The sequence below is a fragment of the Microbacterium resistens NBRC 103078 genome (assembly GCF_001552355.1).
In the GTDB taxonomy this organism is placed as follows: Bacteria; Actinomycetota; Actinomycetes; order Actinomycetales; family Microbacteriaceae; genus Microbacterium; species Microbacterium resistens.
In genome coordinates this window covers 1-21,145 of record NZ_BCRA01000076.1, presented here as the reverse complement: position 1 = coordinate 21,145, position 21,145 = coordinate 1, and the positions used below count along the sequence as shown (strand labels likewise).

19 protein-coding genes and 1 tRNA gene are annotated in these 21,145 nt (G+C 69.0%); 8 read left to right on the top strand and 12 right to left on the bottom strand.

The genetic code is table 11. The annotated features are described in order from the left end of the window. Positions 1 to 85: 85 nt before the first annotated feature. Positions 86 to 715 carry a hypothetical protein gene (locus MR1_RS13150; RefSeq protein WP_157518183.1) on the bottom strand — a complete coding sequence of 210 codons (630 nt, stop codon included), beginning with the start codon at positions 713 to 715 and terminating at the stop codon, positions 86 to 88. A gap of 199 nt (positions 716 to 914) precedes the next feature. Between MR1_RS13150 and MR1_RS13145 the strand changes: the two genes are divergently transcribed. The 6 genes from MR1_RS13145 (at position 915) to MR1_RS13125 (ending at position 7,877) form a co-directional block, all read left to right on the top strand. Beyond that, entirely contained in the window at positions 915 to 5,135 is a 4,221-nt protein-coding gene (locus tag MR1_RS13145) for a golvesin C-terminal-like domain-containing protein (RefSeq protein WP_067247588.1), read from the top strand. Further along, positions 5,132 to 5,665 (top strand): hypothetical protein, encoded by a 534-nt coding sequence (locus MR1_RS13140; RefSeq protein ID WP_157518180.1) that lies wholly within the window; start codon positions 5,132 to 5,134, stop codon positions 5,663 to 5,665. Before MR1_RS13145 ends, MR1_RS13140 begins: the two co-directional genes overlap by 4 nt. Then, positions 5,659 to 6,207, top strand: coding sequence for a hypothetical protein (locus MR1_RS19820; RefSeq protein WP_157518177.1), 549 nt, complete (start codon positions 5,659 to 5,661; stop codon positions 6,205 to 6,207). The genes MR1_RS13140 and MR1_RS19820 overlap by 7 nt, the downstream gene beginning before the upstream one ends. Before the next feature lie 66 nt (positions 6,208 to 6,273). Next, on the top strand, positions 6,274 to 6,825 hold the full coding sequence (locus tag MR1_RS19815) for a hypothetical protein (protein WP_157518174.1): 552 nt from the start codon (positions 6,274 to 6,276) through the stop codon (positions 6,823 to 6,825). A gap of 103 nt (positions 6,826 to 6,928) precedes the next feature. After that, positions 6,929 to 7,002, top strand: a tRNA-Pro gene (locus MR1_RS13130). 107 nt (positions 7,003 to 7,109) lie between these two features. Next, positions 7,110 to 7,877 carry an HAD-IIB family hydrolase gene (locus MR1_RS13125; protein ID WP_067247580.1) on the top strand — a complete coding sequence of 256 codons (768 nt, stop codon included), beginning with the start codon at positions 7,110 to 7,112 and terminating at the stop codon, positions 7,875 to 7,877. 195 nt (positions 7,878 to 8,072) lie between these two features. On the opposite strand, the gene MR1_RS13120 is transcribed toward MR1_RS13125, so the two are convergent. The 6 genes from MR1_RS13120 to sigJ all read right to left on the bottom strand — a co-directional run bounded on the left by MR1_RS13120 (position 8,073) and on the right by sigJ (position 14,555). Beyond that, positions 8,073 to 9,347 (bottom strand): alpha-hydroxy acid oxidase, encoded by a 1,275-nt coding sequence (locus MR1_RS13120; RefSeq protein WP_067247576.1) that lies wholly within the window; start codon positions 9,345 to 9,347, stop codon positions 8,073 to 8,075. 13 nt (positions 9,348 to 9,360) lie between these two features. Beyond that, positions 9,361 to 10,071 (bottom strand): FadR/GntR family transcriptional regulator, encoded by a 711-nt coding sequence (locus MR1_RS13115; RefSeq protein ID WP_067247573.1) that lies wholly within the window; start codon positions 10,069 to 10,071, stop codon positions 9,361 to 9,363. 243 nt (positions 10,072 to 10,314) lie between these two features. Next, entirely contained in the window at positions 10,315 to 10,944 is a 630-nt protein-coding gene (locus MR1_RS13110; RefSeq protein WP_067247569.1) for a thymidine kinase, read from the bottom strand. Positions 10,945 to 10,953: 9 nt separating this feature from the next. Next, positions 10,954 to 12,384 (bottom strand): malate dehydrogenase (quinone), encoded by a 1,431-nt coding sequence (gene mqo, locus MR1_RS13105; protein ID WP_409366260.1) that lies wholly within the window; start codon positions 12,382 to 12,384, stop codon positions 10,954 to 10,956. Positions 12,385 to 12,485: 101 nt separating this feature from the next. Beyond that, positions 12,486 to 13,550, bottom strand: coding sequence for an aspartate-semialdehyde dehydrogenase (locus MR1_RS13100; RefSeq protein ID WP_067247561.1), 1,065 nt, complete (start codon positions 13,548 to 13,550; stop codon positions 12,486 to 12,488). A 105-nt stretch (positions 13,551 to 13,655) separates the two neighbouring features. After that, entirely contained in the window at positions 13,656 to 14,555 is a 900-nt protein-coding gene (sigJ, locus tag MR1_RS13095) for an RNA polymerase sigma factor SigJ (protein WP_067247559.1), read from the bottom strand. Between the two features lie 120 nt (positions 14,556 to 14,675). Here sigJ and MR1_RS13090 point away from each other — a divergent pair, with 120 nt between their 5' ends. After that, positions 14,676 to 15,413 (top strand): SDR family oxidoreductase, encoded by a 738-nt coding sequence (locus tag MR1_RS13090; RefSeq protein ID WP_067247556.1) that lies wholly within the window; start codon positions 14,676 to 14,678, stop codon positions 15,411 to 15,413. A gap of 206 nt (positions 15,414 to 15,619) precedes the next feature. On the opposite strand, the gene MR1_RS13085 is transcribed toward MR1_RS13090, so the two are convergent. The 3 genes from MR1_RS13085 to MR1_RS13075 form a co-directional block, all read right to left on the bottom strand. Further along, positions 15,620 to 16,906 carry an aspartate kinase gene (locus MR1_RS13085; protein WP_067247553.1) on the bottom strand — a complete coding sequence of 429 codons (1,287 nt, stop codon included), beginning with the start codon at positions 16,904 to 16,906 and terminating at the stop codon, positions 15,620 to 15,622. Positions 16,907 to 16,999: 93 nt separating this feature from the next. Continuing rightward, positions 17,000 to 17,617 (bottom strand): response regulator, encoded by a 618-nt coding sequence (locus MR1_RS13080; protein ID WP_067247550.1) that lies wholly within the window; start codon positions 17,615 to 17,617, stop codon positions 17,000 to 17,002. After that, the gene (locus MR1_RS13075; protein ID WP_067247546.1) at positions 17,614 to 18,846 is read right to left on the bottom strand and encodes a sensor histidine kinase; all 1,233 of its coding nucleotides are present in this window, start codon (positions 18,844 to 18,846) and stop codon (positions 17,614 to 17,616) included. Before MR1_RS13075 ends, MR1_RS13080 begins: the two co-directional genes overlap by 4 nt. Positions 18,847 to 18,942: 96 nt before the next feature. On the opposite strand from MR1_RS13075, the gene MR1_RS13070 reads away from it, so the two are divergent. Continuing rightward, entirely contained in the window at positions 18,943 to 19,416 is a 474-nt protein-coding gene (locus tag MR1_RS13070; RefSeq protein WP_084344647.1) for a DUF2871 domain-containing protein, read from the top strand. Here MR1_RS13070 and MR1_RS13065 read toward each other — a convergent pair. Together MR1_RS13065 and recR are read right to left on the bottom strand one after the other, a co-directional pair. After that, positions 19,382 to 20,401 carry a DMT family transporter gene (locus tag MR1_RS13065; protein ID WP_084344645.1) on the bottom strand — a complete coding sequence of 340 codons (1,020 nt, stop codon included), beginning with the start codon at positions 20,399 to 20,401 and terminating at the stop codon, positions 19,382 to 19,384. The genes MR1_RS13070 and MR1_RS13065 overlap by 35 nt on opposite strands. Next, entirely contained in the window at positions 20,398 to 20,991 is a 594-nt protein-coding gene (recR, locus tag MR1_RS13060) for a recombination mediator RecR (protein WP_067247543.1), read from the bottom strand. The genes MR1_RS13065 and recR overlap by 4 nt, the downstream gene beginning before the upstream one ends. Between the last annotated feature and the right edge of the window lie 154 nt (positions 20,992 to 21,145).

The window sequence follows — 21,145 nt, the reverse complement described above, 5'->3', positions numbered from 1 at the left end:
CTTGACGGCGCATCCGCTCCCGCGTCGCCAGGTATGGTGCAGCGAGCGGAAAGCGTCGTAGCGCCGTCACGTCCACCTGTGGATGTCAATAGGTGTTGTACCGAGCGATCCAGTAGAAGGGCATGTTCACACTGTGATATGTCCCATTCGGCACGTCGCCGTGATAGAAGCCTCCGCCCCCACAGTCGGTGCGGGGCACACGCGCGTAAAAGCCAAAGGCTCCCGCAGGGAACCGGTCCGTCCACGAACCGGTCCCCGACTCCCTCCAGAACTTGAACCAGGTGTTCTTTTGATCATGATTGATCTGGATCGAGTTGCTGATCTGTTCTTGCCCGTACAGGTCCCGGTAGAACACTCCGAATCGAACCGAGGCCAAGCCACGACACGAACTGAGGAAGGGGTCACCCCAGTCCGCACGGATCTCGATGGTGCCGCCACTCGTGAGGTTGAAGTCCCAGTCCACGCCGTTCGGCCCCTTCCGTTGGTAGGGGAGTGCCTCGAGATACCCGCTTACATGACCCGTGTTCTGTCGCACCTGGTCGACGACCTGACGGGCCATGGTGTCGAGCTCCGCAGGATCAGACGGCTCCGTCGCACTCGCCGGACGGGGTGCCAACGGCAGCGAGGCAAGCGCGGCCATGCCGCCCATCCCCAGTGCGACCCCGGCCCGCTTGAGCATCGATCTCCGTGACAGTTCTTCTGGATGCCAGTTCATGATCGCAAGATAGTAAGTGCATGCCAGTCAGTCAATGGGTGACTTCTCCTCCTGTGAGGCATTAATACGCACGATTACAGCCTTAACCCACCGCTGACGCAGACACTCTTGACTAGACCCAGCAGCGAAGAGCAGTCTTAGACCTTGTATCGCATGCCAGTGCTGTCGAGGCGAACGAGACGGCGTACCTGTAGGGATCATGATGCTTCCACCGGCGCCCAAAGCCCTCGCCGCAAGCGGGATGCTGCTCGCATTCCTTGCCGCCGTGAGCAACGGCGCACCCACCGCACCGCTGATGGGGACGGCGCCGCCACGCCCTTCCGAGACACAGCGGATCGCCATCGAAGCCGACTTCTCTGCGACCGCGGAGGACCGCGTGCCCGAGGATGAGCGTGACGACGTCCTCGGGCCGGACTGGCGGACGAGCGACGACATCGCCTGGACGCTGTCCGGCGACAGCACCGCACTCCATGTCCTCACCGCTCGCGAGAGCGAGGGATACACCTGGACCGAGATCGCGGCGCTCGGCACTCTCAATCTCGAGACCGACCGGTGGATCGGCAACGCATGCATGACAGCCGACAAACGCTGGCTTGCCGTCGTCTACGGACCCCGCGGTTTCACGAACGACGAAGCACTCTTCACCCGCGGCGCGTTCGGGGCCGTCGTCGAGGTCGACACGGGCTCCGTCACCGAGCTGGGCAGAGGCTTCAGCCTCGCCTACTTCACCCCCGGGTGCGGCGAGGACGACCACGCGGTGTTCTCCGCGTTCTCGGAGTCGTGGGCCACCCACCTCACCCGCCTTTCCGCATCGGATCCGAGCGACCGACTGGAGGTTGATGTCGCCGACTTCGTCACGTCCGCAATTCCCACCTCACGCGGGATCGTCGGCGCGACAGGGGGCGAGCTGTCCCTGATCGGCGATGACGGAAGCACGTCATCCCTGATCGAGACCCAAGGACAGGCCTTCGACCTGAGTCTGAGCGTCGACGGTTCGCTCACGTACCTCCAGCACGACGGCACCCAGGCACAAGCGATGCTCGTTGCCGGCGACGGTTCCGGCGATCCGACACAGCTCGCAGATGGTGTGCTCTCAGAACTCGGCCTCGCCACGGCGGCGGACGGCAGCATTGCGATCCTCGGAACGCCGAACGAAGTCTCCGGCGACCTGCCCTCGCATGTCATGGCGCTGGAAGGAAGCAGCGTGGGCGGTACCCTCTCGGCGGATGGGGCGCTGTTCATCGATACGTCGTTCGCTACGGCCGCACCGCTCGGGTCCGCTTCCCCCGCCCCGGACGCCACCACGTCGACACAGATCAGCGCCAGGGTGGTCGAGACCGATACACAGCTCGAGTTCGAGGTCGACACCAGCGATAGCCCGTCCTCGCCTTCATCGACCTCACAGGACGAGTTTCGACGGGACGCACCGCCCGCGATGGTCCCCGATTCCCCTGTCAGCAGCGGAAGTGTCTGTGCGGTGCCGCGGAACGACCCAGCGATCCAGGCGATGCAACCGCGGCCTGCGGAGGTCGAATGGGCCGTGAGTCAAGCCGTGCAGCAAGATCTGCATCCGTCGTTCCCCCGGCCCGCACTTGCAGGAGGCGGCCGCGTACCCGTGCAGATCATGCTCGGTCTCCTCGCGCAAGAGTCCAACTTCTGGCAGGCGTCTCGATACTCCGTGCCCGGCGTGCCGGGCAACCCGCTGATCGGGAACTACTACGGCATCGACCGGCTCAGCGACGCAGACAATGCGTGGTGGCAGATCGACTACGAGAACGCCGACTGCGGATATGGCATCGCGCAGGTCACAGACGGAATGGAACAGGGAGAGATGCCTTACGCCGATCAACTCGCCATCGCGACCGACTACCAGGCGAACATCGCGCGAGGCCTTCAGATCCTCATCGAGAAGTGGAACGAACTGCACGCCGCGGGGATGAAGATCAACGACGGCAATCCCGCCTATCTCGAGAACTGGTTCTACGCCCTGTGGACCTACAACACCGGGTTCAAAGCACCTACGCCGTCGAACGACCGCTGGGGAGTCGGCTGGTCCAACAATCCGATCAACCCGATCTATGCCGCCAACCGCGGACCATTCCTCGACAACTCCCCCGCAGATGCGGCGAACCCTCAACGGTGGCCGTACCCGGAGAAGGTTCTCGGCTTCGCCGCGCACTCTGCGCAGTTCATCGATTCCGTCGACCAGGGTCCGCTCGGCGACACGTTCACCTACCTTCCCGCTTTCACACCCGCCTGGTGGACAGCCGCTGACAACGACAACGGCGAGACCTTCCGACGACAAGTCAAACCCGAGCCTGACCTCTTCTGTGATGCCACCAATAGTTGCGACCCTGCGCCCGCGGCGAAGTGCACGCGTGCTGACTCGGAGTGCTGGTTCCACTTCTCTGCGGAATGGAAGGAGGACTGCTCCACGGAATGCGGACGAGAGACGTTGATGTACGACATCGGGGAGCCGAAGCCCTCGGCGGCGGGCAGCTACCCGCCGAACTGTTCGGTAGACGAACTTCCCGCAGGCGCTCTGATCATCGACAACCTGCCGTCAGGCTCACCGCCGACGCGCTCTGGTTGCTCCCCGGTCTCCAGCGCGGGGACATTCGAGTTCCGCTTCGCTCAGGATGCGGCCGGGCTCTACCCGTCAAAGGTCGACCTGCATCAACTCGGTTCCGGGTTCAACGGGCAGTTCTGGTTCACTCATGTGCGCGTGCCCGACACCGCCGAGGCGTTCGGCGGCGCCCTCGACGTCGCAGGCACGTGGACACTCGACCAGCCCTTGAATGGCTGGGCGCGGGTTTACGTCCACATGCCGAACCACGGCGCCTGGACGCAACAGGCCTCGTACCAGATCGAGACGGGCGTGAAGACGACGACGCGGATCGTCAATCAGCGCAATTACGCCAACGAATGGGTCTCGCTCGGTGCACTTCCCTTCGCGGGCACACCACGAATCACGCTGGCGAACAACGACGCCCAGTACGCCGACGAAGACCTGGCGAGCGCACTTTCAGGGGCAGACGACATCGCATGGGATGCCGTGGCCTTCGAACCGCTCCCCGCCAAGCCGGCCGACCTCATCGTCGCACTCGGTGACTCCTACTCCTCCGGCGAGGGCACCTCTCCCGGGGACGGCTCGGGCTTCTTCCGCGGAAGCGACCATCACGGCAGGAAGGCTCTGCAGGACGGTGATCCCGATGACCCCGAGGGTTCTTACGCGCCCGACCCGAACAGAAACGCGTGCCACCGCTCAACTGCGGCGTGGCCGTATGGCATCGAGCCTCCGAACATCCCCGGACAGCCGGCTCGGGCTCTCACGGCGGCACAGGACCCGCGCCTCGACTTTCACCTGCTTGCCTGTTCGGGTGCAGAAACACGTCATGTACAAAGCGACCAGGTTTCCGGCTCCAAACAGCGATTCGCAGAGCGCAACCAGCTAGATCGCGGGTTCGTTGACGAGAACACGACACTTGTCACCCTCACGATCGGCGGCAACGACCTGGGCTTCGAGGAGATCATCAAATCCTGCGTGATCCTCGGCACGATCTCCTCCCCGGATGATTGTGAGTCCGTAGGGACGAGTACGGGTCTGTCGTTGGGAGAAGTCGTCGCCGACAGGCTCTCCGCCCTTCCAGACCTCGTTTCCGCGACCCTGAACGAGATCCGTGACAATGCTCCCAATGCACGTATTCTCATGCTCGGGTACCCCATGATCTTCGAGAGCAGCGGCGCATGCGTCTCCGTGCGCAGCGGAGACCTCCCCTGGTTGAACTCCGTGGCCGACAAGCTGAACGCGGCCCTGACCGAAGCAGCCGACGCCGCGGGAGCGCACGTAACCTACCAAGATCCGCAGTACCTCTTCGCCGGCGCGAACCTCTGCACCCCAGATACCCTTATCAACGGATTCATGCTCGAGCTGACCCCCGGCGACGAGCCCCTTGCGGAATGGACCGGCCCGGGGCCGAACGTGCCCGCCCCGCTGTCCGCGCAGTCCTTTCATCCGAACACGGCCGGGGCTGACCGCTACGCCACGGTGGCGAACTCCGCTCTCGACGCCTCGTCCGTGTCGCTCAGTGGGACCCTTGTCGGCGGGCAACCGACGACCTATTACATGACCTTCCGTGTACACGATGGCGGTCCTGTGTCGTTCAATGTCACGGGTTTCGACTCCTGTGGTGGCCAGATCCGATTCGGTCTCCGACGCAACGACGGCATCGGTGCGATCGGCGAACAGGACACGGAGACTCTGGCTTGGGAGCGCCCTCACAAGATGCAGACCTTCATGCGAGAGGACGCTCCCGGCGACACGTGGTTGCCCGCAGGGGATTATGCGCTCAACGCACGCCTGACCGCGCCCTGCCCGGGAGACCCGGAACAGCCGTGGACGGCGGTCCTGAGGTGGTGACCCAGAGACGCATCGCGGCCGCATTCATCTCGATCCTGCTCATCCTCGCCCTGGGCGGATGCTCCTTCTCCCCTTCCGCACGAGAGCGAGCTGAGAAGAGCGCCGCGTCCGCAATCAACTCCCTAGCTGTGAACTTGAAGGACAAAGTGCCTGCCGAACGGATCGGCTTCCCCCTGACGCGCGATGATTTCGTCGATGTCCGGATCTCTTTCTTCGAGGAAAGGTCGTGGCCTCCCGCAGATGACCGCGTACTCCGCGGAGGAACCCCGACGGTGTACCAATCCACCGGAAGCGGCACACGCTCGGAGATCACTTTTGGGCTGTATCAAGGCGCCAGCGTCACCTCGGTGTTCACGACATCCGCGAACATCTACGGATGCGCTGAGCTCAGCCTGACCATCGACCGGCGCGTGCAACTCCGGAACGTCATCTGCCCGGATTGGATCGCTGGCCTGTTGGCCCAGAGCTCGCCACAACTCGTCGATCTGGAAGAGGTGCTGACGGCACGAAAGGGAACGACGACATGGTGAGAGCACTCCATGCCACGCAATTCATGGCCGGGACCCTTGCGACCGTTCTCTGCATCGGCCTCTCCGGATGCTCGTGGGCATCCCGAGGTTCGGGAAGAGACGAAGCCGAGAAGGATGTGGCGTTCTCCGTCAGCGACGTGGCGGCAAGACTGAAATCTGAAGTTCCCGCGTCGAAGGTGGGGAAGGCACTCACCTCGGAAGATCTGGCGACGGTCGGTGTCCTACACCTCCTCGACGCGCATGAACAGGCGGCAGATTCGGCGCTTCACACAGGGGAAGTCGTGGTGTTCGAATCATCGGGCGACGGCACTCGTTCACGAGTTCAGTTCTGGACATATCAAGAAGCAACGATCGATTCCGTCTTCTCCACGACAGCGCGTGCTTATGGCTGTGGCAGCCTGACCCTCGCGGCGGACCGCAGCGTGACGCTGGCCGACAGCGAATGCCCCGGATGGGTGACTGCCCGATTCCCGAGCTCCACGATCCGGGTCGTCTCGCTCGAAGAGGTCCTGACGAAGCAGAAGGGCAGGACGACCTGGTGAGTATTCACGATTCCGTCTCGCTCAGCGGCGGATCTCGCCGAGCCCGCTCGAACCGCCGCTACAGACGTGGACGACGGTCCTGAGGTGGTGACCCAGAGACGCATCGGGGCCGCATTCATCTCGATCCTGCTCATCCTCGCCCTGGGCGGATGCTCCTTCTCCCCTTCCGCACGAGAGCGAGCTGAGAAGAGCGCCGCATCCGCAATCAACTCCCTAGCGACGAGCATGAAGATGAACGTGCCTGGGACGAGAATCGGATCGGTGCTGAAGAAGGCAGATCTCCCAGATGCTCGCGTCAACTTCCTTGTGGACGGACGCCCTCCGGCCGAAAGCCCCACCCCAATGGGCGGCACACCGAACGTCTTTGATTCTGCGGCCGACGGACAAAGCTCCTCTATCGTCTTCTGGCTCCCCCAAGCCGCCAGCGTTGTGTCGGCTTTCGATGAATCGGCGTTCATCTACGGATGCGGGAGCTTGACGCTCGATCAGTCGAAGCGCGTCATACTCAAGGACCGCGACTGCCCGGACTGGGTGCGCGAACAGATCGACGCGCACTCGCCACAACTCGTTTCACTGGAACAGCTTCTGGTCGAGCGGAAGGGGAAGGCGATGTGGTGAGCTCGGGGACCAGGAGCCGGACCTCGGACCGCCGCGCAACGCTCCCGGGCGGTGACCCGATTCGGACGCACGCGGTTTTCGGTATAGACTCGAACGGTTGCCACGGGGTGTGGCGCAGCTTGGTAGCGCGCTTCGTTCGGGACGAAGAGGCCGCAGGTTCAAATCCTGTCACCCCGACACATCAGAGGGACCGATCCACGGATCGGTCCCTCTCTCGTTCTCCCCCGCTCCGGCCCCGACGCCGAGCGGGAAGGCCCAGGTCCGCCGGATAAGCTGAGCACACCATGACTGCACCGCGCCTGGTCGCCTTCGACCTCGACGACACCCTCGCCCCCTCGAAGAGCCCGATCGATCCGCGGATCGCCCGCCTGCTGATCGACCTCGCGTCCCGGGTCGAGGTCGCGATCATCTCCGGCGGAAACGAGGACCAGTTCCGCACGCAGGTCGTCTCGCAGCTCGGAACCGACGTCGACACGGCGACGCTCGCCCGGATCCACCTCATGCCCACCTGCGGCACGCGCTACCTGCGCCACGACGGCGACGACTTCACGCTCGTCTACGCCCGCGACCTCACTCCGGAGCAGACCGCCGAGGCGCTCCGGGCCCTGGAGGAGGAGGCACGTCGGCTCGGCCTCTGGGAGGCCGAGCCGTGGGGGCCGATCCTGGAGGACCGCGGGTCGCAGGTGACGTTCTCCGCGCTCGGGCAGAAGGCTCCCGGCGACGCGAAGAAGGCGTGGGACCCGGACGGCGCCAAGCGCCGCGCGCTCCGCGACGCCGTGGCGCCGCGCCTGCCCGACCTGGAGGTCCGCTCCGGCGGCTCCACCTCGATCGACATCACCCGCGCCGGCATCGACAAGGCGTACGGCATGGGCGAGCTCGCCGAGCACACCGGCATCCCCTATGGCGAGATGCTCTTCTACGGCGACCGGCTGGACGAGGGCGGCAACGACTACCCCGTGAAGGCTCTCGGCGTCCCCTGCGTGACCGTGGAGGGCTGGGAGGACACCGCGGACCACCTGGACGCCCTGCTGCCGACACTGCCGCGCCGCTGACGAGGGGCAACGCGTTTCGACTCGCTCCGCTCGCTCAACGACCGACACCCACCGGACGTTGAGCGAGGAGCGCAGCGACGAGACGAAACGCGTCCGGCACCGGGGCAGCGCGTTTCGACTCGCTGCGCTCGCTCAACGACCGGAGGGTCACTCGCTGCGCTCGCTCGACGGACGGAGGGGGCTCGCGGGGGTCGCTCAGCGACCGGGTGAGACCGACTCCGCGGCGGCCGGAGACACGGGCACCATCCGCGTCAGCTGCGTGACGTGCGCGGGCTCCAGCTCCGCCAGCGACGAGACGCCGAGCAGGCGCATCGTCCGCTCGATCTCGCTGCGGAGGATCGCGATCGTCCTGTCCACTCCGCGGCGCCCGCCGGCCATCAGCCCGTAGAGGTATGCGCGGCCGATGAGCGTGAAGTCGGCGCCCAGCGCGACGGACGCCACGATGTCGGCACCGTTCATGATCCCCGTGTCGATCATGACGGTGAAGTCCTCCCCCACCTCACGGCGCACGTGCGGCAGCAGGTGGAACGGGATCGGCGCGCGGTCGAGCTGACGGCCGCCGTGGTTCGACAGCACGATCCCGTCGACGCCCGCGTCCTTCAGCCGTGCAGCGTCCTCCACCGTCTGCACGCCCTTGACGACGAGCTTGCCCGGCCACAGGCCGCGGATCACGTCCAGGTCCTCGTAACTGATCGTCGGGTCCATCGCGGCGTCCAAGAGCTCCCCCACGGTGCCGCCCGTGCTGCTGAGAGAGGCGAACTCGAGCTTCGGGGTCGTGAGGAAGTCGAACCACCACCACGGACGCGGGATCGCGTTGATGATCGTGCCGAGGGTCAGCTGCGGCGGAATGGAGAAGCCGTTGCGCTTGTCGCGCAGACGCGCCCCGGCGACCGGGGTGTCCACGGTGAACATCAGCGTGTCGAAGCCCGCGTCGGCCGCGCGGCGAGTGAGACCGTAGGATATCTCGCGATCACGCATCACATAGAGCTGGAACCAGTTGCGACCCGTCGGGTTGGCCGCCTTGACGCCCTCGATCGAAGTGGTCCCGAGGGTGGAGAGCGTGAACGGGATCCCGGCCGCAGCGGCGGCACCGGCACCGGCGATCTCCCCCTCGGTCTGCATGAGGCGGGTGAAGCCGGTGGGGGCGATGCCGAACGGCAACGCGCTGGGACCGTCGAGGATCGTCGTCGACGTGTCCAGGTCGGGTGCCGGTGTGAGGATGCCCGGGTGGAACTCGACGTCCTCGAACGCCTGACGGGCCCGCGCCAGCGAGAGCTCGCCCTCGGCGGCGCCGTCGGTGTAGTCGAAGGCCGCCTTCGGGGTGCGCCGCTTCGCGATCGTGCGCAGGTCGGCGATCGTCAGCGCCGAGTCGAGACGGCGCTTGGTGCCGTCCAGCTCGGGCGCCTTGAACTTCATCAGTTCGAAGATCTCCGCGGGCTTGGGGAGCTGACGGGGGATGCGGGATGCCATGGATGCCCTTCCTTCAGGTGAGACCGGTCGCGGCGTAGTAGCCGAGGATGTGGTCGCGGACACGGGCGGAGGCCTCGGTGGCCGCCCCCTCGTCCACCGCCCGGATGATGTGTCGATGCTCGTGACGCAGCGCCTGGGCCATCGCGTCCCAATCGTCGATGCCCGCGGATCCCTGGATCACGTAGGACTCGATCGCCTCGCGCAGCCCGGTCATCATCGCCGCGATGACGGCGTTGCCGGAGGCCTCCGCCAACGCCAGGTGGAGCTGGGCGTCCAGCGCCAGGAACTCGGACCTGCTCAGACCGGGGGCGTCCATCGCGTCGAGGATCGCGTGGGCAGCGGTCGTGTCGCGCTCGGGATCCGCGGCGACCATCGCCGTCACGGCCTCCTCCAGCACCAGGCGCGTCCGCACCACGTCGGCGATCGGGAAGCCCTGCGCGGCGACCTGCAGACGCAACAGCGCGGACAGGCCCCCTCCCGGGGCGGCGATCACGATCGCGCCCGCCTGCGGACCGGATCCCGTGGCCGTGCGGATGAGCCCCATGACCTCGAGGACCCGCAGCGCCTCGCGGACGCTGGACCGCCCGACGCCGAGATCGGAGGCGAGATCGCGCTCGGAGGGCAGGCGGTCGCCGGGACCGAGGCGGCCGTCGAGGAGGTCGCGCTCGATGTGCTCGAGCACCGCGCGCCAGGCGCGCACCGGGGCGTCCGCGCTCTCGGTCATACATCCTCCTGTGGTCTGACCACAGGATATGCCGTGTGGTCTGACCACGCAAGCCCGGGGGTCGGGGTGGGATGGCGCGCGTTTCGTCTCGCTGCGCTCGCTCAACGACCAGAGGGCGCGGGGGACCTGCTGCGTTTCGACTCGCTGCGCTCGCTCAACGACCAGGTGGGACGTGCTGCGTGTCCTCTCGCTGCGCTCGCTCGACGACCGGGTGGGAGAACGCGCGGGATCCGCCGCGCCGGATCAGCTCAGGCGGCCGCCGGACTCCTGGAGATAGCAGTTGCCGCAGAGGGACTCGTACGTCACAGCGGCACCGTCGATCGCGACCTGCTCCCCGTCGAAGACGAACGCGTCCCCCACACGACGGCCGTTGAACACCGCCTTGCGCCCGCAGCGGCAGATCGTCTTGAGCTCCTCGAGCGTGTGCGCGATGGCGAGGAGCCGGGCAGACCCCGGGAAGGCATGGGTGAGGAAGTCGTTGCGGATCCCGTATGCGAGCACGGGGATCCCGTCCTCCACCGCGATCCGGAACAGGTCATCGACCTGCTCGGGCGCGAGGAACTGCGCCTCGTCCACGAGCAGGCACGCCACGTCCGCCGGCTCCTGCGGCAGCAGCCCCGCCGTCGCCTCCTGACGGACGCGATCGCGCTCCCGCTGGAAGAGGGCTCGGGCGTCGTCCTCCGCCCCGATCAGGAAGTCGACCTCACGCGTCATCCCGAGCCGGCTCTCGATCTGGGACGCGCCCTTCGTATCGATCGCGGGCTTGGCCAGCAGCACGTGCTGGCCGCGCTCCTCGTAGTTGTACGCCGCCTGCAGCAGAGCCGTCGACTTTCCGGAGTTCATCGCCCCGTAGCGGAAGTACAGCTTCGCCACGGCGGACCGTCAGGCCGTGAGGTCGAGCGCGGAGGCGGTGGCGGACATCGACGCCTCCGCCGCGGCGGCGTCGCCGTTCAGCGTCTCCCCGAGCGTCGGGATCAGCGCACGCAGCTCCGGCTCCCACCCCGGGTACTGCTCGGGGAAGCAGCGCTTGAGCAGACCGAGCATGATCGGGACGGCGGTCGACGCGCCCGGGGACGCGCCCAGCAGCCCGGCGATGGATCCGTCCTCGGCCGCGACGACCTCGGTGCCGAACTGGAGGATCCCGCCCTTCTTCGGATCCTTCTTCATCACCTGGGCGCGCTGGCCCGCCTGGATCAGCGTCCAGTCCTCGTCCTTCGCCGTCGGCATGAAGACGCGCAGGCTGTCCACCTTCTTGCGATGGTTCTTCGCCAGCTCGCCGAGCAGGTACGTGATGAGGTCCGGGTTCGCGAACGCGACGCGCAGCATCGGCCACAGGTTGTGCGGACGGACCTGCGTGACGATGTCGAGCATCGATCCGTTCTTGAGGAACTTGGGGCTGAACGTCGCGAACGGACCGAACAGGAGGGAGGACTCCCCGTCGACGACGCGGGCGTCCAGGTGCGGGACCGACATCGGCGGCGCGCCGACCGAGGCCTGCGAGTAGACCTTGGCCTTGTGCTGCGCCACCACCGCCGGGTTCGTGGTCTTCAGGAACTGCCCGCCGATCGGGAACACGCCGTAGCCGCGGATCTCCGGGATCCCGGACTTCTGCAGGAGCTTTAGGGCCCAGCCGCCCGCGCCGACGAAGACGAACTTCGCGTCGAGCTGACCGGGTGTGCGGCCGATCGCGTTGCGGTAGCCGACCCGCCACGTGCCGTCCTTGCGGCGCTTGAGGCTGCGCACCTCATGGTCCGTGCGGACCTCGACACCGCTCTCGGCGAGGTGGTCGAAGAGCTGGTGGGTGAGGGCGCCGAAGTCCACGTCGGTGCCCGAGGGGACGCGCGTCGCCGCGAACGGCTCGCCCGCCCGGCGCTTCTGCATCAGCAACGGCGCCCACTGGTTGATGACCCGGGAGTCCTCGCTGTACTCGATGCCCGCGAACAGCGGCTGCTCCTTGAGGACCTCGTACCGCTTCTTGAGGTAGGCGACGTCCTTCTCACCGCGGACGAACGTCATGTGCGGCGTGGAGTTGATGAACGTCGACGGTGCGTCCAGCACCCCCCGCTCGACCAGCGCGCTCCAGAACTGCCGGCTCTGCTGGAACTGCTCGTTGATCGAGATCGCCTTGGCCGGATCCAGCGGGCCGTCGCCGTTCTCCGGCATGTAGTTCAGCTCGCAGAGGGCGGCGTGACCCGTTCCCGCGTTGTTCCAGGGGTTGGAGCTCTCCTGCCCCACGTCGCTGAGCCGCTCGAAGGCGACGATCTTCCAGTCCGGCTGCAGTTCGTGCAGCAGGGTACCCAGGGTGGCGCTCATGATGCCACCGCCGATGAGGACGACGTCGACGGATTCAGTCACCCGACCAGTCTAGTTCCGGGCGCGAGGGCCCCCGACCACGTGTCGCCCCGCCCCGCCGATCAGCGGCCGAGACGGTCGGCGACGAGCTCTGCGACCTGGACGGCGTTGAGCGCCGCGCCCTTGCGCAGGTTGTCGTTGCTGAGGAAGAGCACGAGGCCCTTGCCCTCCGGTGCCGACTGGTCGGCCCGGATCCGGCCGACGAAGCTCGGGTCCTTGCCCGCCGCGGACAGCGGAGTGGGGACCTCCTCGAGCACGACGCCGGGGGCGCCGGCCAGCACCTCGCGCGCACGATCGGGGGTGATGTCCCGTGCGAACTCGGCGTTGATCGAGAGCGAGTGACCCGTGAACACCGGCACGCGCACGCACGTGCCCGCCACGCGCAGGTCCGGCAGACCCAGGATCTTCCGGCTCTCGTTGCGGAGCTTCTTCTCCTCGTCGGTCTCGTTCAGCCCGTCGTCGACGACGGATCCGGCCAGGGGGATCACGTCGAACGCGATCGGGGCGACGTACTTCTCCGGCTGCGGGAAGTCCACCGCGGAGCCGTCGTGGACGAGACGCAGGGTGTCACCCTGGGCGAGCACGCCCTCGACCTGGCCGAGCAGCTCCTGCGCGCCGGCCAGCCCCGATCCGCTCACCGCCTGGTAGGTGCTCACGATGAGCCGCTCCAGCCCCGCCTCCTCGTGCAGCGCCTTCAGCACCGGCATCGCCGCCATCGTGGTGCAGTTCGGGTTGGCGATGATGCCCTTGGGGGTGTGCGCGATCGCCTCCGGGTTGACCTCGCTGACCACCAGCGGGACCTCCGGGTCCATCCGCCAGGCGCTGGAGTTGTCGACGACCACGGCGCCGGCCGCGGCGAAGCGCGGCGCGTAGGCGCGGCTCGCCGTCGCCCCCGCCGAGAACAGCGCGATGTCGATGCCCGCGGGATCCGCCGTCTCGACGTCCTCGATGAGGATCGTCTCCCCGCCGAACTCGACGGCCGTGCCGGCCGACCGCGCCGAGGCGAACAGCCGCAGCTCCCGGATCGGGAAGGAGCGCTCCGCCAGGATGTCGCGCATGACGGTGCCGACCTGGCCGGTGGCGCCGACGATGGCGAGGGAGAGTCCGGAATCGGAGATACGGGTCATGAGGGTTCCTAGGCGTCGAGCGGTGAGGCGTTCGAGGCGCAGACGCGGTCGCCGGGTGTGGCGGAGGGATCCGCGCCTGGCGCCGGTGTCAGGGTTTGAGCGAGTCTAGCGGTTCCACAACCGCATCTTCTCCGGATTGCGCATGATCCACACGTCCGTGACCGCGTCGGGACCGGCCCCCACGTTCACCACCGTCGTGACGGCGCCGCCCTGCCTCGCGACGAGGGCCAGGCCGTCGCCCGTGCGCACGGCCTCGACCTCCGCATCCGGCCATTTCGCGAGGAGGCCGAGCAGGAACCGCGCGACGTCCGTCGCGCCCGTGACGGGGCGCCGGGCCGCCGAGACGACCCCTCCTCCGTCGGAGCGGAGGGTGACGGTGTCGTCGAGCACCGCCACGACCGCGGCGAGGTCGCCCGAGAGGCACGCCGCGGCGAACGCCTGCACGAGGTCGTCGTGGCGCGCGGCATCCGCGCGGACGCGCCGCCCCTCTCGGACGTGACGACGGGCGGACGAGGCCAATTGGCGGCAGGCGGCGGGCGTGCGTCCGACCGCGGCCGCCACCTCGTCGAACGGCACGCCGAACACGTCGTGCAGCACGAAGACGACGCGTTCCGCCGGGGTGAGCGCCTCCAGCAGGAGCAGAAGCGCCGTCGACACGCTCTCCGCCTGGGAGACGCGATCGAGGGGATCTCCCGGAGGGGTCCCGTGGATTCCGGCCACCCGCAGCGCCTCGGCCGGCACGGGCTCGGGCAGCCACTCGCCCACGTACCGCTCCCGGCGCGCCCGCGCCGACCCGAGGACGTCCAGCACGATCCGGGAGACGACGCGGGTCAGCCAGGCGCCGGGCACGCGGATCGCCGCGCGCTCCGCGTCGTCCAGCCCGTACCACCGGACGTATGCCTCCTGCACCGCGTCCTCGGCCTCCGCGAGCTCGCCCAGCATGCGGAACGCCACCGCGATCAGCCGCGGACGCTCGGCTTCGGCGGTCCCTGTGTCGCCGGACATCCGCACCCCTTCCCTCCCGCCGCGCACGACCGAGGCGCGGGGGCGTGCTCACATTCTCGCGTGCTGCGTCGTCGGGAAGGTGAGGGACCGCGCCGCGGCCCGCCACAGGAGAGGACACGCATGAGGATCGCGATCGCAGGAGGAACCGGAACGATCGGCAGGAAGATCGTCGCGGCGACGCGCGCCGCCGGCCATGACAGCGTCGTGCTCGCGCGCACCGCCGGCGTGGATCTGCGCACCGGCGAGGGCGTCGACGCCGCTCTCGACGGGGTCGACGCGATCGTGGACGCCGTGAGCGTGCCCACGCTCGACGCCCGGACCGCCACCGCCTTCTACGAGGCGACCACCGCGACGCTCCTGCGGGCGGTGTCGCGCCACGGCATCCGCCATCTGCTGACGCTGTCGATCGTGGGAGTGGACCGGAACCCCGCCGGGTACTACGCCGGAAAGCTCGCGCAGGAGCGACAGGTGGTCGCGTCCGATGCGCCGTGGACGATCCTCCGGGCGACGCAGTTCCACGAGTTCGCGGGCCAGGTCGCCGCACAGTCCCGTCTCGGGCCGATTCAGTTCGCGCCTCGCGCTCGGGTGCAGCCGGTGTCGGCTGCGGCGCTCGCCGGGCACCTCGTGAGCCTGGTCGCCGCCGGGGCGCAGGGACGCGCTGCGGATGTCACGGGTCCGCGCGAGGAGAGCCTGGCCGAGATGATCCGTGCCCAGGTCCGCCGGGACGGTCGCCGAGGACCCGTCGTCGCGCTGTCCGTCCCGAACGCGCAGATGCGGGGGATGCGCGCGGGCCTGAACCTTCCCGGCCCGGACGCCCTGCGGATCGGCCCCTCCTTCGCGGACTGGCTGTCCGCCTGACCCCGAGCCTCACCCGCTCCGCCGGACCGCGTGCCCCGATCTGCACACTCGGACCCGATCTGCACATGCTCTCCCTGGAATCCTGTGCGGATCGGAGCGACGTGTGCAGATCGGGCGGCGTTTCGTCTCGCTTCGCTCGCTCAACGACCGGGGCGGAGCGGAGGGCGTCTCGTCTCGCTTCGCTCGCTCAACGACCGAGGGGTGGATCAGCGGCCGGAGCCGGCGGCGACGACCGCCTCCACCTCGCCGTCGAGACCGTACGCGGTGTGCACGGTGCGCGCGGCCTCGGCGAGGTCGTCGCCACGCAACACGACCGAGATGCGGATCTCGGACGTGGAGATCATCTCGATGTTGATCCCGGCGGTGGACAGCGCCTCGAAGAGGATCGCGGAGACGCCCGAGTGCGTGCGCATCCCCGCCCCCACCACGGACAGCTTGCCGATCTGGTCGTCGTGCACGAGGCTCTCGAACCCGACCTCCTGCTGCTCCGCGGCCAGCGCCTTGAGCGCCGCGGCGGCGTCCGACTTCGGCAGCGTGAAGGAGATGTCGGTGCGCGCGGTCGAGGCCGGCGACACGTTCTGCACGATCATGTCGACGTTCGCGCCAGACTTCGCCACGATCTTGAAGATCTCGGCGGCCTTGCCCGGGACGTCCGGGACCCCGGTGACGGTGACCTTGGCCTGGCTGAGATCGGTGGCGACCCCGGCGACGATCGGCTCTTCCATGGCGTCTCCCTCGGATTCGCGGGGGTTCTTCATGCCCTCGCCCAGAACGTAGGTGCCCTCGTTCGACGTGAAGGTCGACCGGGCGTGGATGAGCACCCCGTGACGACGGGCGTACTCGACGGCGCGGATGTAGAGCACCTTCGCGCCGTTGGCGGCGAGCTCCAGCATCTCCTCGCTGCCGACCGTGCCGAGCTTGCGCGCCATCGGCACGACGCGGGGATCCGCGGTGAAGATGCCGTCCACATCGCTGTAGATCTCGCAGACGTCGGCCTCGAGCGCCGCGGCGAGCGCGACCGCGGTCGTGTCGGATCCGCCGCGGCCGAGCGTCGTGATGTCCTGCGTGTCGTCGTTGAGCCCCTGGAACCCCGCGACGATGACGATCGCCCCCTCGTCGAGCGCCTCACGGAGCCGCGTGGGGGTGACCTCCACGATCCTGGCGGCGCCGTACCGGCTGTCGGTTCGCATCCCGGCCTGGGGACCGGTGAAGGAGCGCGCGTCGAAGCCCATCGAGTGGATGGCCATGGCCAGCAGCGCCATCGAGATCCGCTCGCCGCTGGAGAGCAGCATGTCGAGCTCCCGCGGGGCGGGGATCGGCGCGACCTCGGCGGCGAGGTCGAGCAGCTCGTCCGTCGTGTCGCCCATCGCGCTCACGGCCACGACGACGTCGTGCCCGGCACGGCGGGTGTCGACGATGCGCTTGGCGACGCGCTTGATGCTCTCCGCGTCGGCGACGGAGGATCCGCCGTACTTCTGCACGATGAGGGCCACGAAAATCTCCCGGGGAACGGTCGGGCGCGGCTCGGTGCCCGCGCCCTCGCACATTCTACGAGCGCGCCGCATGCCGCTCGGGACATGTGACGCTCAGATCAGGCCGCGCCGACGGGCCTCGCTCGCGGCGGCCGAGCGGCTCTCCGCCCCGAGCTTCTCCAGGAGGTGCACGACGTGGGTCTTCACGGTGCCCTCGCTGATGAACAGTCGGCTCGCGATCTCCCGGTTGCTCGCTCCCTCGTCGACGAGGACCAGCACCTCTCGCTCCCGCGCCGTCAGCGAGACACGCGGTGCGCGAAGCGCCTCCACCAGTCGCTGGTCCCCGCCCGGCGTCAGCACCGTCGCCCCGGCCGCCGCGTCGGCGATCGCCGCGGCGATGACATCGGTGGGGACCTCCTTGAGGAGATAGCCCGCGGCTCCCGCCTCGACCGCGCGGATGATCTGGGCGTCGTGGTCGAACGTGGTGAGGATCAGGACGGCCGGGGCACCCGGCAGGGCGCGCACGGCCCGCGTCACGGCGACCCCGTCCATCCCCTCCCCCAGGCGCAGGTCGCACAGGACGACGTCGGGACGCAGGTCGGCGGCCAGACGGACCGCCTCCTCCCCGCTCGCGGCCTCTCCCACGACCGGGAAGCCGCGACTCTCCACCAGCGCCCGCAGCCCCGCGCGGACGATGGGGTGATCGTCGACGAGCAGCACGCGCACGCTCATGCGTGCTCCCCCGTCGCCGTTCCGCCCGGGGCGAGCGGGACGCTCGCGGCGAGCCGCACCCCTTCGCCGGGCTCCGACGCGATCCGGAGCTCTCCGCCCAGCTCGCGCAGCCGCGAACGCATCGCCGTGAACCCGTAGGAGGACCCCGAGCGGCGAAGGGCCTCGTCGACGTCGAAACCGACGCCGTCGTCGACGACCTCCAGGACGACGCCCCCGGCGTCCGCCGCGAGCACGACGCGGACCTGGGAAGCCCCGGCGTGCCGACGGACGTTCGAGAGCGCGGACTGCGCCAGCCGCAGGAAGGCGACCTCCACGGCCGTGGGGAGCGGTGGCAGCGTCTCGTCCACGTCCAGCCGCGCCGAGATCCCCGTCTCCTCCCCCAGCGCCGCGACCATGCGCGACAGGGCGGCGGCGAGGGCGGATCCCTCCAGCTCCGCCGGAGCGAGGGCGGCGACGATGCGACGGAGCTCCCCGAGGGCGTGCTGCGCGAGCGCGGCCACCTGCCCGGCGCTGCCGGTTCCGGAGGACGACCCGGCCTCGTCGTCGGCGCGAGCGAGCATGACGATCGAACTCAGCTCCTGCGCGATCGTGTCGTGAAGGTCCCGGGCGAGGCGGGTGCGCTCCCGTGCCGCCCCGGCCTCGCGCTGGGTGACCGCCAGTTCCTCCTGCAGCCGCGCGGTCTCCTCCTGGGCCCGGATCAGGGAGGCGATGAGGCGCTCCCGCTCCGCGGCGTCGCGGAGCAGACGGTCGTAGCCCAGTGACACCCCGTAGGCGAACCCGCCGCCGACGAGCGGGCCGAGGACATGCGCGAACGTGGTGAGGCCCGCCGAGGCGGGGTGCACCGCCGGGACGACGATGGCCGCGGCGATGGCCGCCGCGGCGAACAGCAGGGACCACGGCTGCCGCAGCACGTGCCCCGCGAGCAGCAGGATCGGGAAGACGAGCCACACGAACTCCGGCGACAGCACGACCATGCCCGCCCACAGCACCGCCAGCGCGACGACCCACCAGCCCGCCGCTCGGCCGCGCGCGAACGACGCGCCGGCGCCGTACCACGCGAGGAACGCTCCCGCCGCACACAGCACGAGCACCAGTTCGCCCCCGGCGAGCGCCGCGCGGACGGTGACGACCACCGTCAGGACCACGGTGATGAGGTGCAGCGCGAAGCGGGCGCCGCGCAGCATCCGGTGCCGGGAGTCCCCGACGACGGCGGAGGGCGCAGCGGTCATCCCCCGATTCTGCCGCGCGGGCGGCCGGGAGCGCGCGTCCCGGGGATCGATCTTTCGATGGATCCCCCGGGCCGTGACGGGACGGACGCTGGAGGCATGACCGCATCCCCGACCGTTCCCGTGTCCGCCGACGTCACCCGGACCCGCTCCGCCGCGCTCCGCCTGCTGTTGACGACCACCACCGTCTACGTCGTCCTCGGCCTCGCTGCGGGCCTGTTCTACCGCGAGTTCACCAAGGCCAACGGCTTCCCGGAGGGGATGTCCGGTCAGCTCGGTCTCGCCCACACCCACATCCTGACGCTGGGCGCCGTGATCATGCTCCTCGTCCTGGCGCTGCAGAAGAGCTTCCATCTGTCGGACGGCCGGCTGTTCCGCTGGTTCTTCGCGTTCTACAACGCCGGCGTGCTCCTCACGAGCGCCCTGCTGGTGTGGCACGGCATCCTGCAGGTCCTCGGCGAAGAGGCCTCGGCGATGATCGCCGGGCTCGCCGGCGTCGGCCACATCCTCGTCGGCGCGGGCTTCGTCCTGCTTCTGCTCAGCCTGCGGGCGGCGATCCGTCGCGAGGCGTGACACGCCCGTCCGTGCGCCCCTCGATCTCCGCCGCAGCCGCCGACTCCATGGCTGTGGCGACGGTTGTCGCCTCCGCCTCGTCGTGGTCGGCGGCGCGCGGGGGCCGGAGACGACCGCCGGTCCCCGCGAACCAGCAGCCGACGATGATGAGCGGGAACCCGATCAGCAGTCCCGGGGTGAGCGGCTCGGCGAGCAGCAGCGCACCGAGCACGATCGCGACGACCGGGTTGACGTAGGTGAACAGCGGCGCCCGGACCGGCCCGACCTCGCGGATGAGGGCGAAGAAGACGAGGAACGCCACCGCCGTGCACACCACGGTGAGGGCCAGCAGCGCCGCCGCGGAACGCAGCGTCGGCACCTGGTGCTGGGTGAGGAGCGCGATCGGCAGATACAGGACGCCGATGAAGAGCAGCGCGAGCGTGATCGACCCCAGGGAGGGGACGTCGTGGAGCTTGCGCGCGACGATGAACGGCGCGATCGCGTAGAGCACGGCGACCAGCAGCACCTCGCCGGCGGCCACGAGGTTGACCTCGCCGCCGAACAGCCCGGGGCCGGCGACGACCGTCGCGACGCCGGCGAAGCCGACGAGGAGGCCGATCACGCGGGCCGGCCTCAGCACGCCCCGGTCGCCGCCGCCGAGCGCGATGAGGGCGGCGAACAGCGGAACGGTCGCCACGAGCAGGCCGGTGAGCCCGGAGGGAAGCGTCTGCTCGGCGTGCCCGAGCAGCAGGAACGGCCCGCCCATCTCCACCAGCCCGAAGGCGAGCACCCACGGCCAGTGCTTCCAGGCGGCGCGCAGCGCACCGCTGCGGATCGCGAACGGCAGGAGCAGGAGCGCGGCGAGGAAGGTGCGACCGGCGACGACAGCGGGCGGGGAGAACGACTCGACCGCGACGCTGATGAACAGGTAGGGCACGCCCCAGAGCAGGGCCATGGCGCCGAAGAGCAGCCACCCCTTGCGAGTGAACCCTCCGGCGGCGTTCACAGGACGCGCCGCCCCTCGAAGGCGCGGCCGAGAGTGACCTCGTCCGCGTACTCCAGGTCGCCGCCCACCGGCAGCCCCGAGGCCAGCCGGGAGACGGTGATCTGCATGCTCGTGAGCAGGCGGCTCAGGTAGCTCGCCGTGGCCTCCCCCTCGAGGTTCGGGTTGGTGGCGAGGATCACCTCCTGGACGGTGCCGTCGGCGAGCCGCGACATCAGCTGCGCGATGCGCAGATCGTCCGGTCCGATGCCGGCGATGGGACTGATCGCGCCGCCGAGGACGTGATACAGGCCCCGGAACTCCCGCGTGCGCTCGATCGCGGCGACGTCCTTCGCGTCCTCGACCACGCAGATGAGCGCGCCGTTGCGCCGCGGGTCACGGCAGATCGCGCAGCGTTCCTGCTCGGCGACGTTGCCGCACACCTCGCAGAACCGCACGCGCTCGCGCACCTCGGTCAGCAGCTCCGCCAGCCGCGCCACGTCGAAGGAGGGGGTCTGCAGGATGTGGAAGGCGATGCGCTGAGCGGACTTCGGCCCGATGCCGGGAAGCCGCCCGAACTCGTCGATCAGCTCTTGGACGATGCCGTCGTACATCAGGAGAACCTCGTCGGAGGCTCGTAGGGCTCTTCACGGACGAACCTGGCGCCGAGGATCTGGCGCACGACCGCCTCGCCGTAGCGCTGCACACCGTTGGACGCCGGGCGCGGGGCGCGCGCGCTCGTGCCGTCCGGCGCCGCGGCCGGCGGAA

Excerpts from the sequence above, each read along its gene's own strand:
- MR1_RS13150 (WP_157518183.1), bottom strand. The coding sequence starts at position 715 with ATGAACTGGCATCCAGAAGAACTGTCACGGAGATCGATGCTCAAGCGG.
- MR1_RS13145 (WP_067247588.1), top strand. The coding sequence starts at position 915 with ATGATGCTTCCACCGGCGCCCAAAGCCCTCGCCGCAAGCGGGATGCTG.
- MR1_RS19820 (WP_157518177.1), top strand. The coding sequence starts at position 5,659 with ATGGTGAGAGCACTCCATGCCACGCAATTCATGGCCGGGACCCTTGCG.
- MR1_RS13125 (WP_067247580.1), top strand. The coding sequence starts at position 7,110 with ATGACTGCACCGCGCCTGGTCGCCTTCGACCTCGACGACACCCTCGCC.
- MR1_RS13120 (WP_067247576.1), bottom strand. The coding sequence starts at position 9,347 with ATGGCATCCCGCATCCCCCGTCAGCTCCCCAAGCCCGCGGAGATCTTC.
- MR1_RS13115 (WP_067247573.1), bottom strand. The coding sequence starts at position 10,071 with ATGACCGAGAGCGCGGACGCCCCGGTGCGCGCCTGGCGCGCGGTGCTC.
- mqo (WP_409366260.1), bottom strand. The coding sequence starts at position 12,384 with ATGAGCGCCACCCTGGGTACCCTGCTGCACGAACTGCAGCCGGACTGG.
- MR1_RS13100 (WP_067247561.1), bottom strand. The coding sequence starts at position 13,550 with ATGACCCGTATCTCCGATTCCGGACTCTCCCTCGCCATCGTCGGCGCC.
- sigJ (WP_067247559.1), bottom strand. The coding sequence starts at position 14,555 with ATGTCCGGCGACACAGGGACCGCCGAAGCCGAGCGTCCGCGGCTGATC.
- MR1_RS13090 (WP_067247556.1), top strand. The coding sequence starts at position 14,676 with ATGAGGATCGCGATCGCAGGAGGAACCGGAACGATCGGCAGGAAGATC.
- MR1_RS13080 (WP_067247550.1), bottom strand. The coding sequence starts at position 17,617 with ATGAGCGTGCGCGTGCTGCTCGTCGACGATCACCCCATCGTCCGCGCG.
- MR1_RS13075 (WP_067247546.1), bottom strand. The coding sequence starts at position 18,846 with ATGACCGCTGCGCCCTCCGCCGTCGTCGGGGACTCCCGGCACCGGATG.
- MR1_RS13070 (WP_084344647.1), top strand. The coding sequence starts at position 18,943 with ATGACCGCATCCCCGACCGTTCCCGTGTCCGCCGACGTCACCCGGACC.
- recR (WP_067247543.1), bottom strand. The coding sequence starts at position 20,991 with ATGTACGACGGCATCGTCCAAGAGCTGATCGACGAGTTCGGGCGGCTT.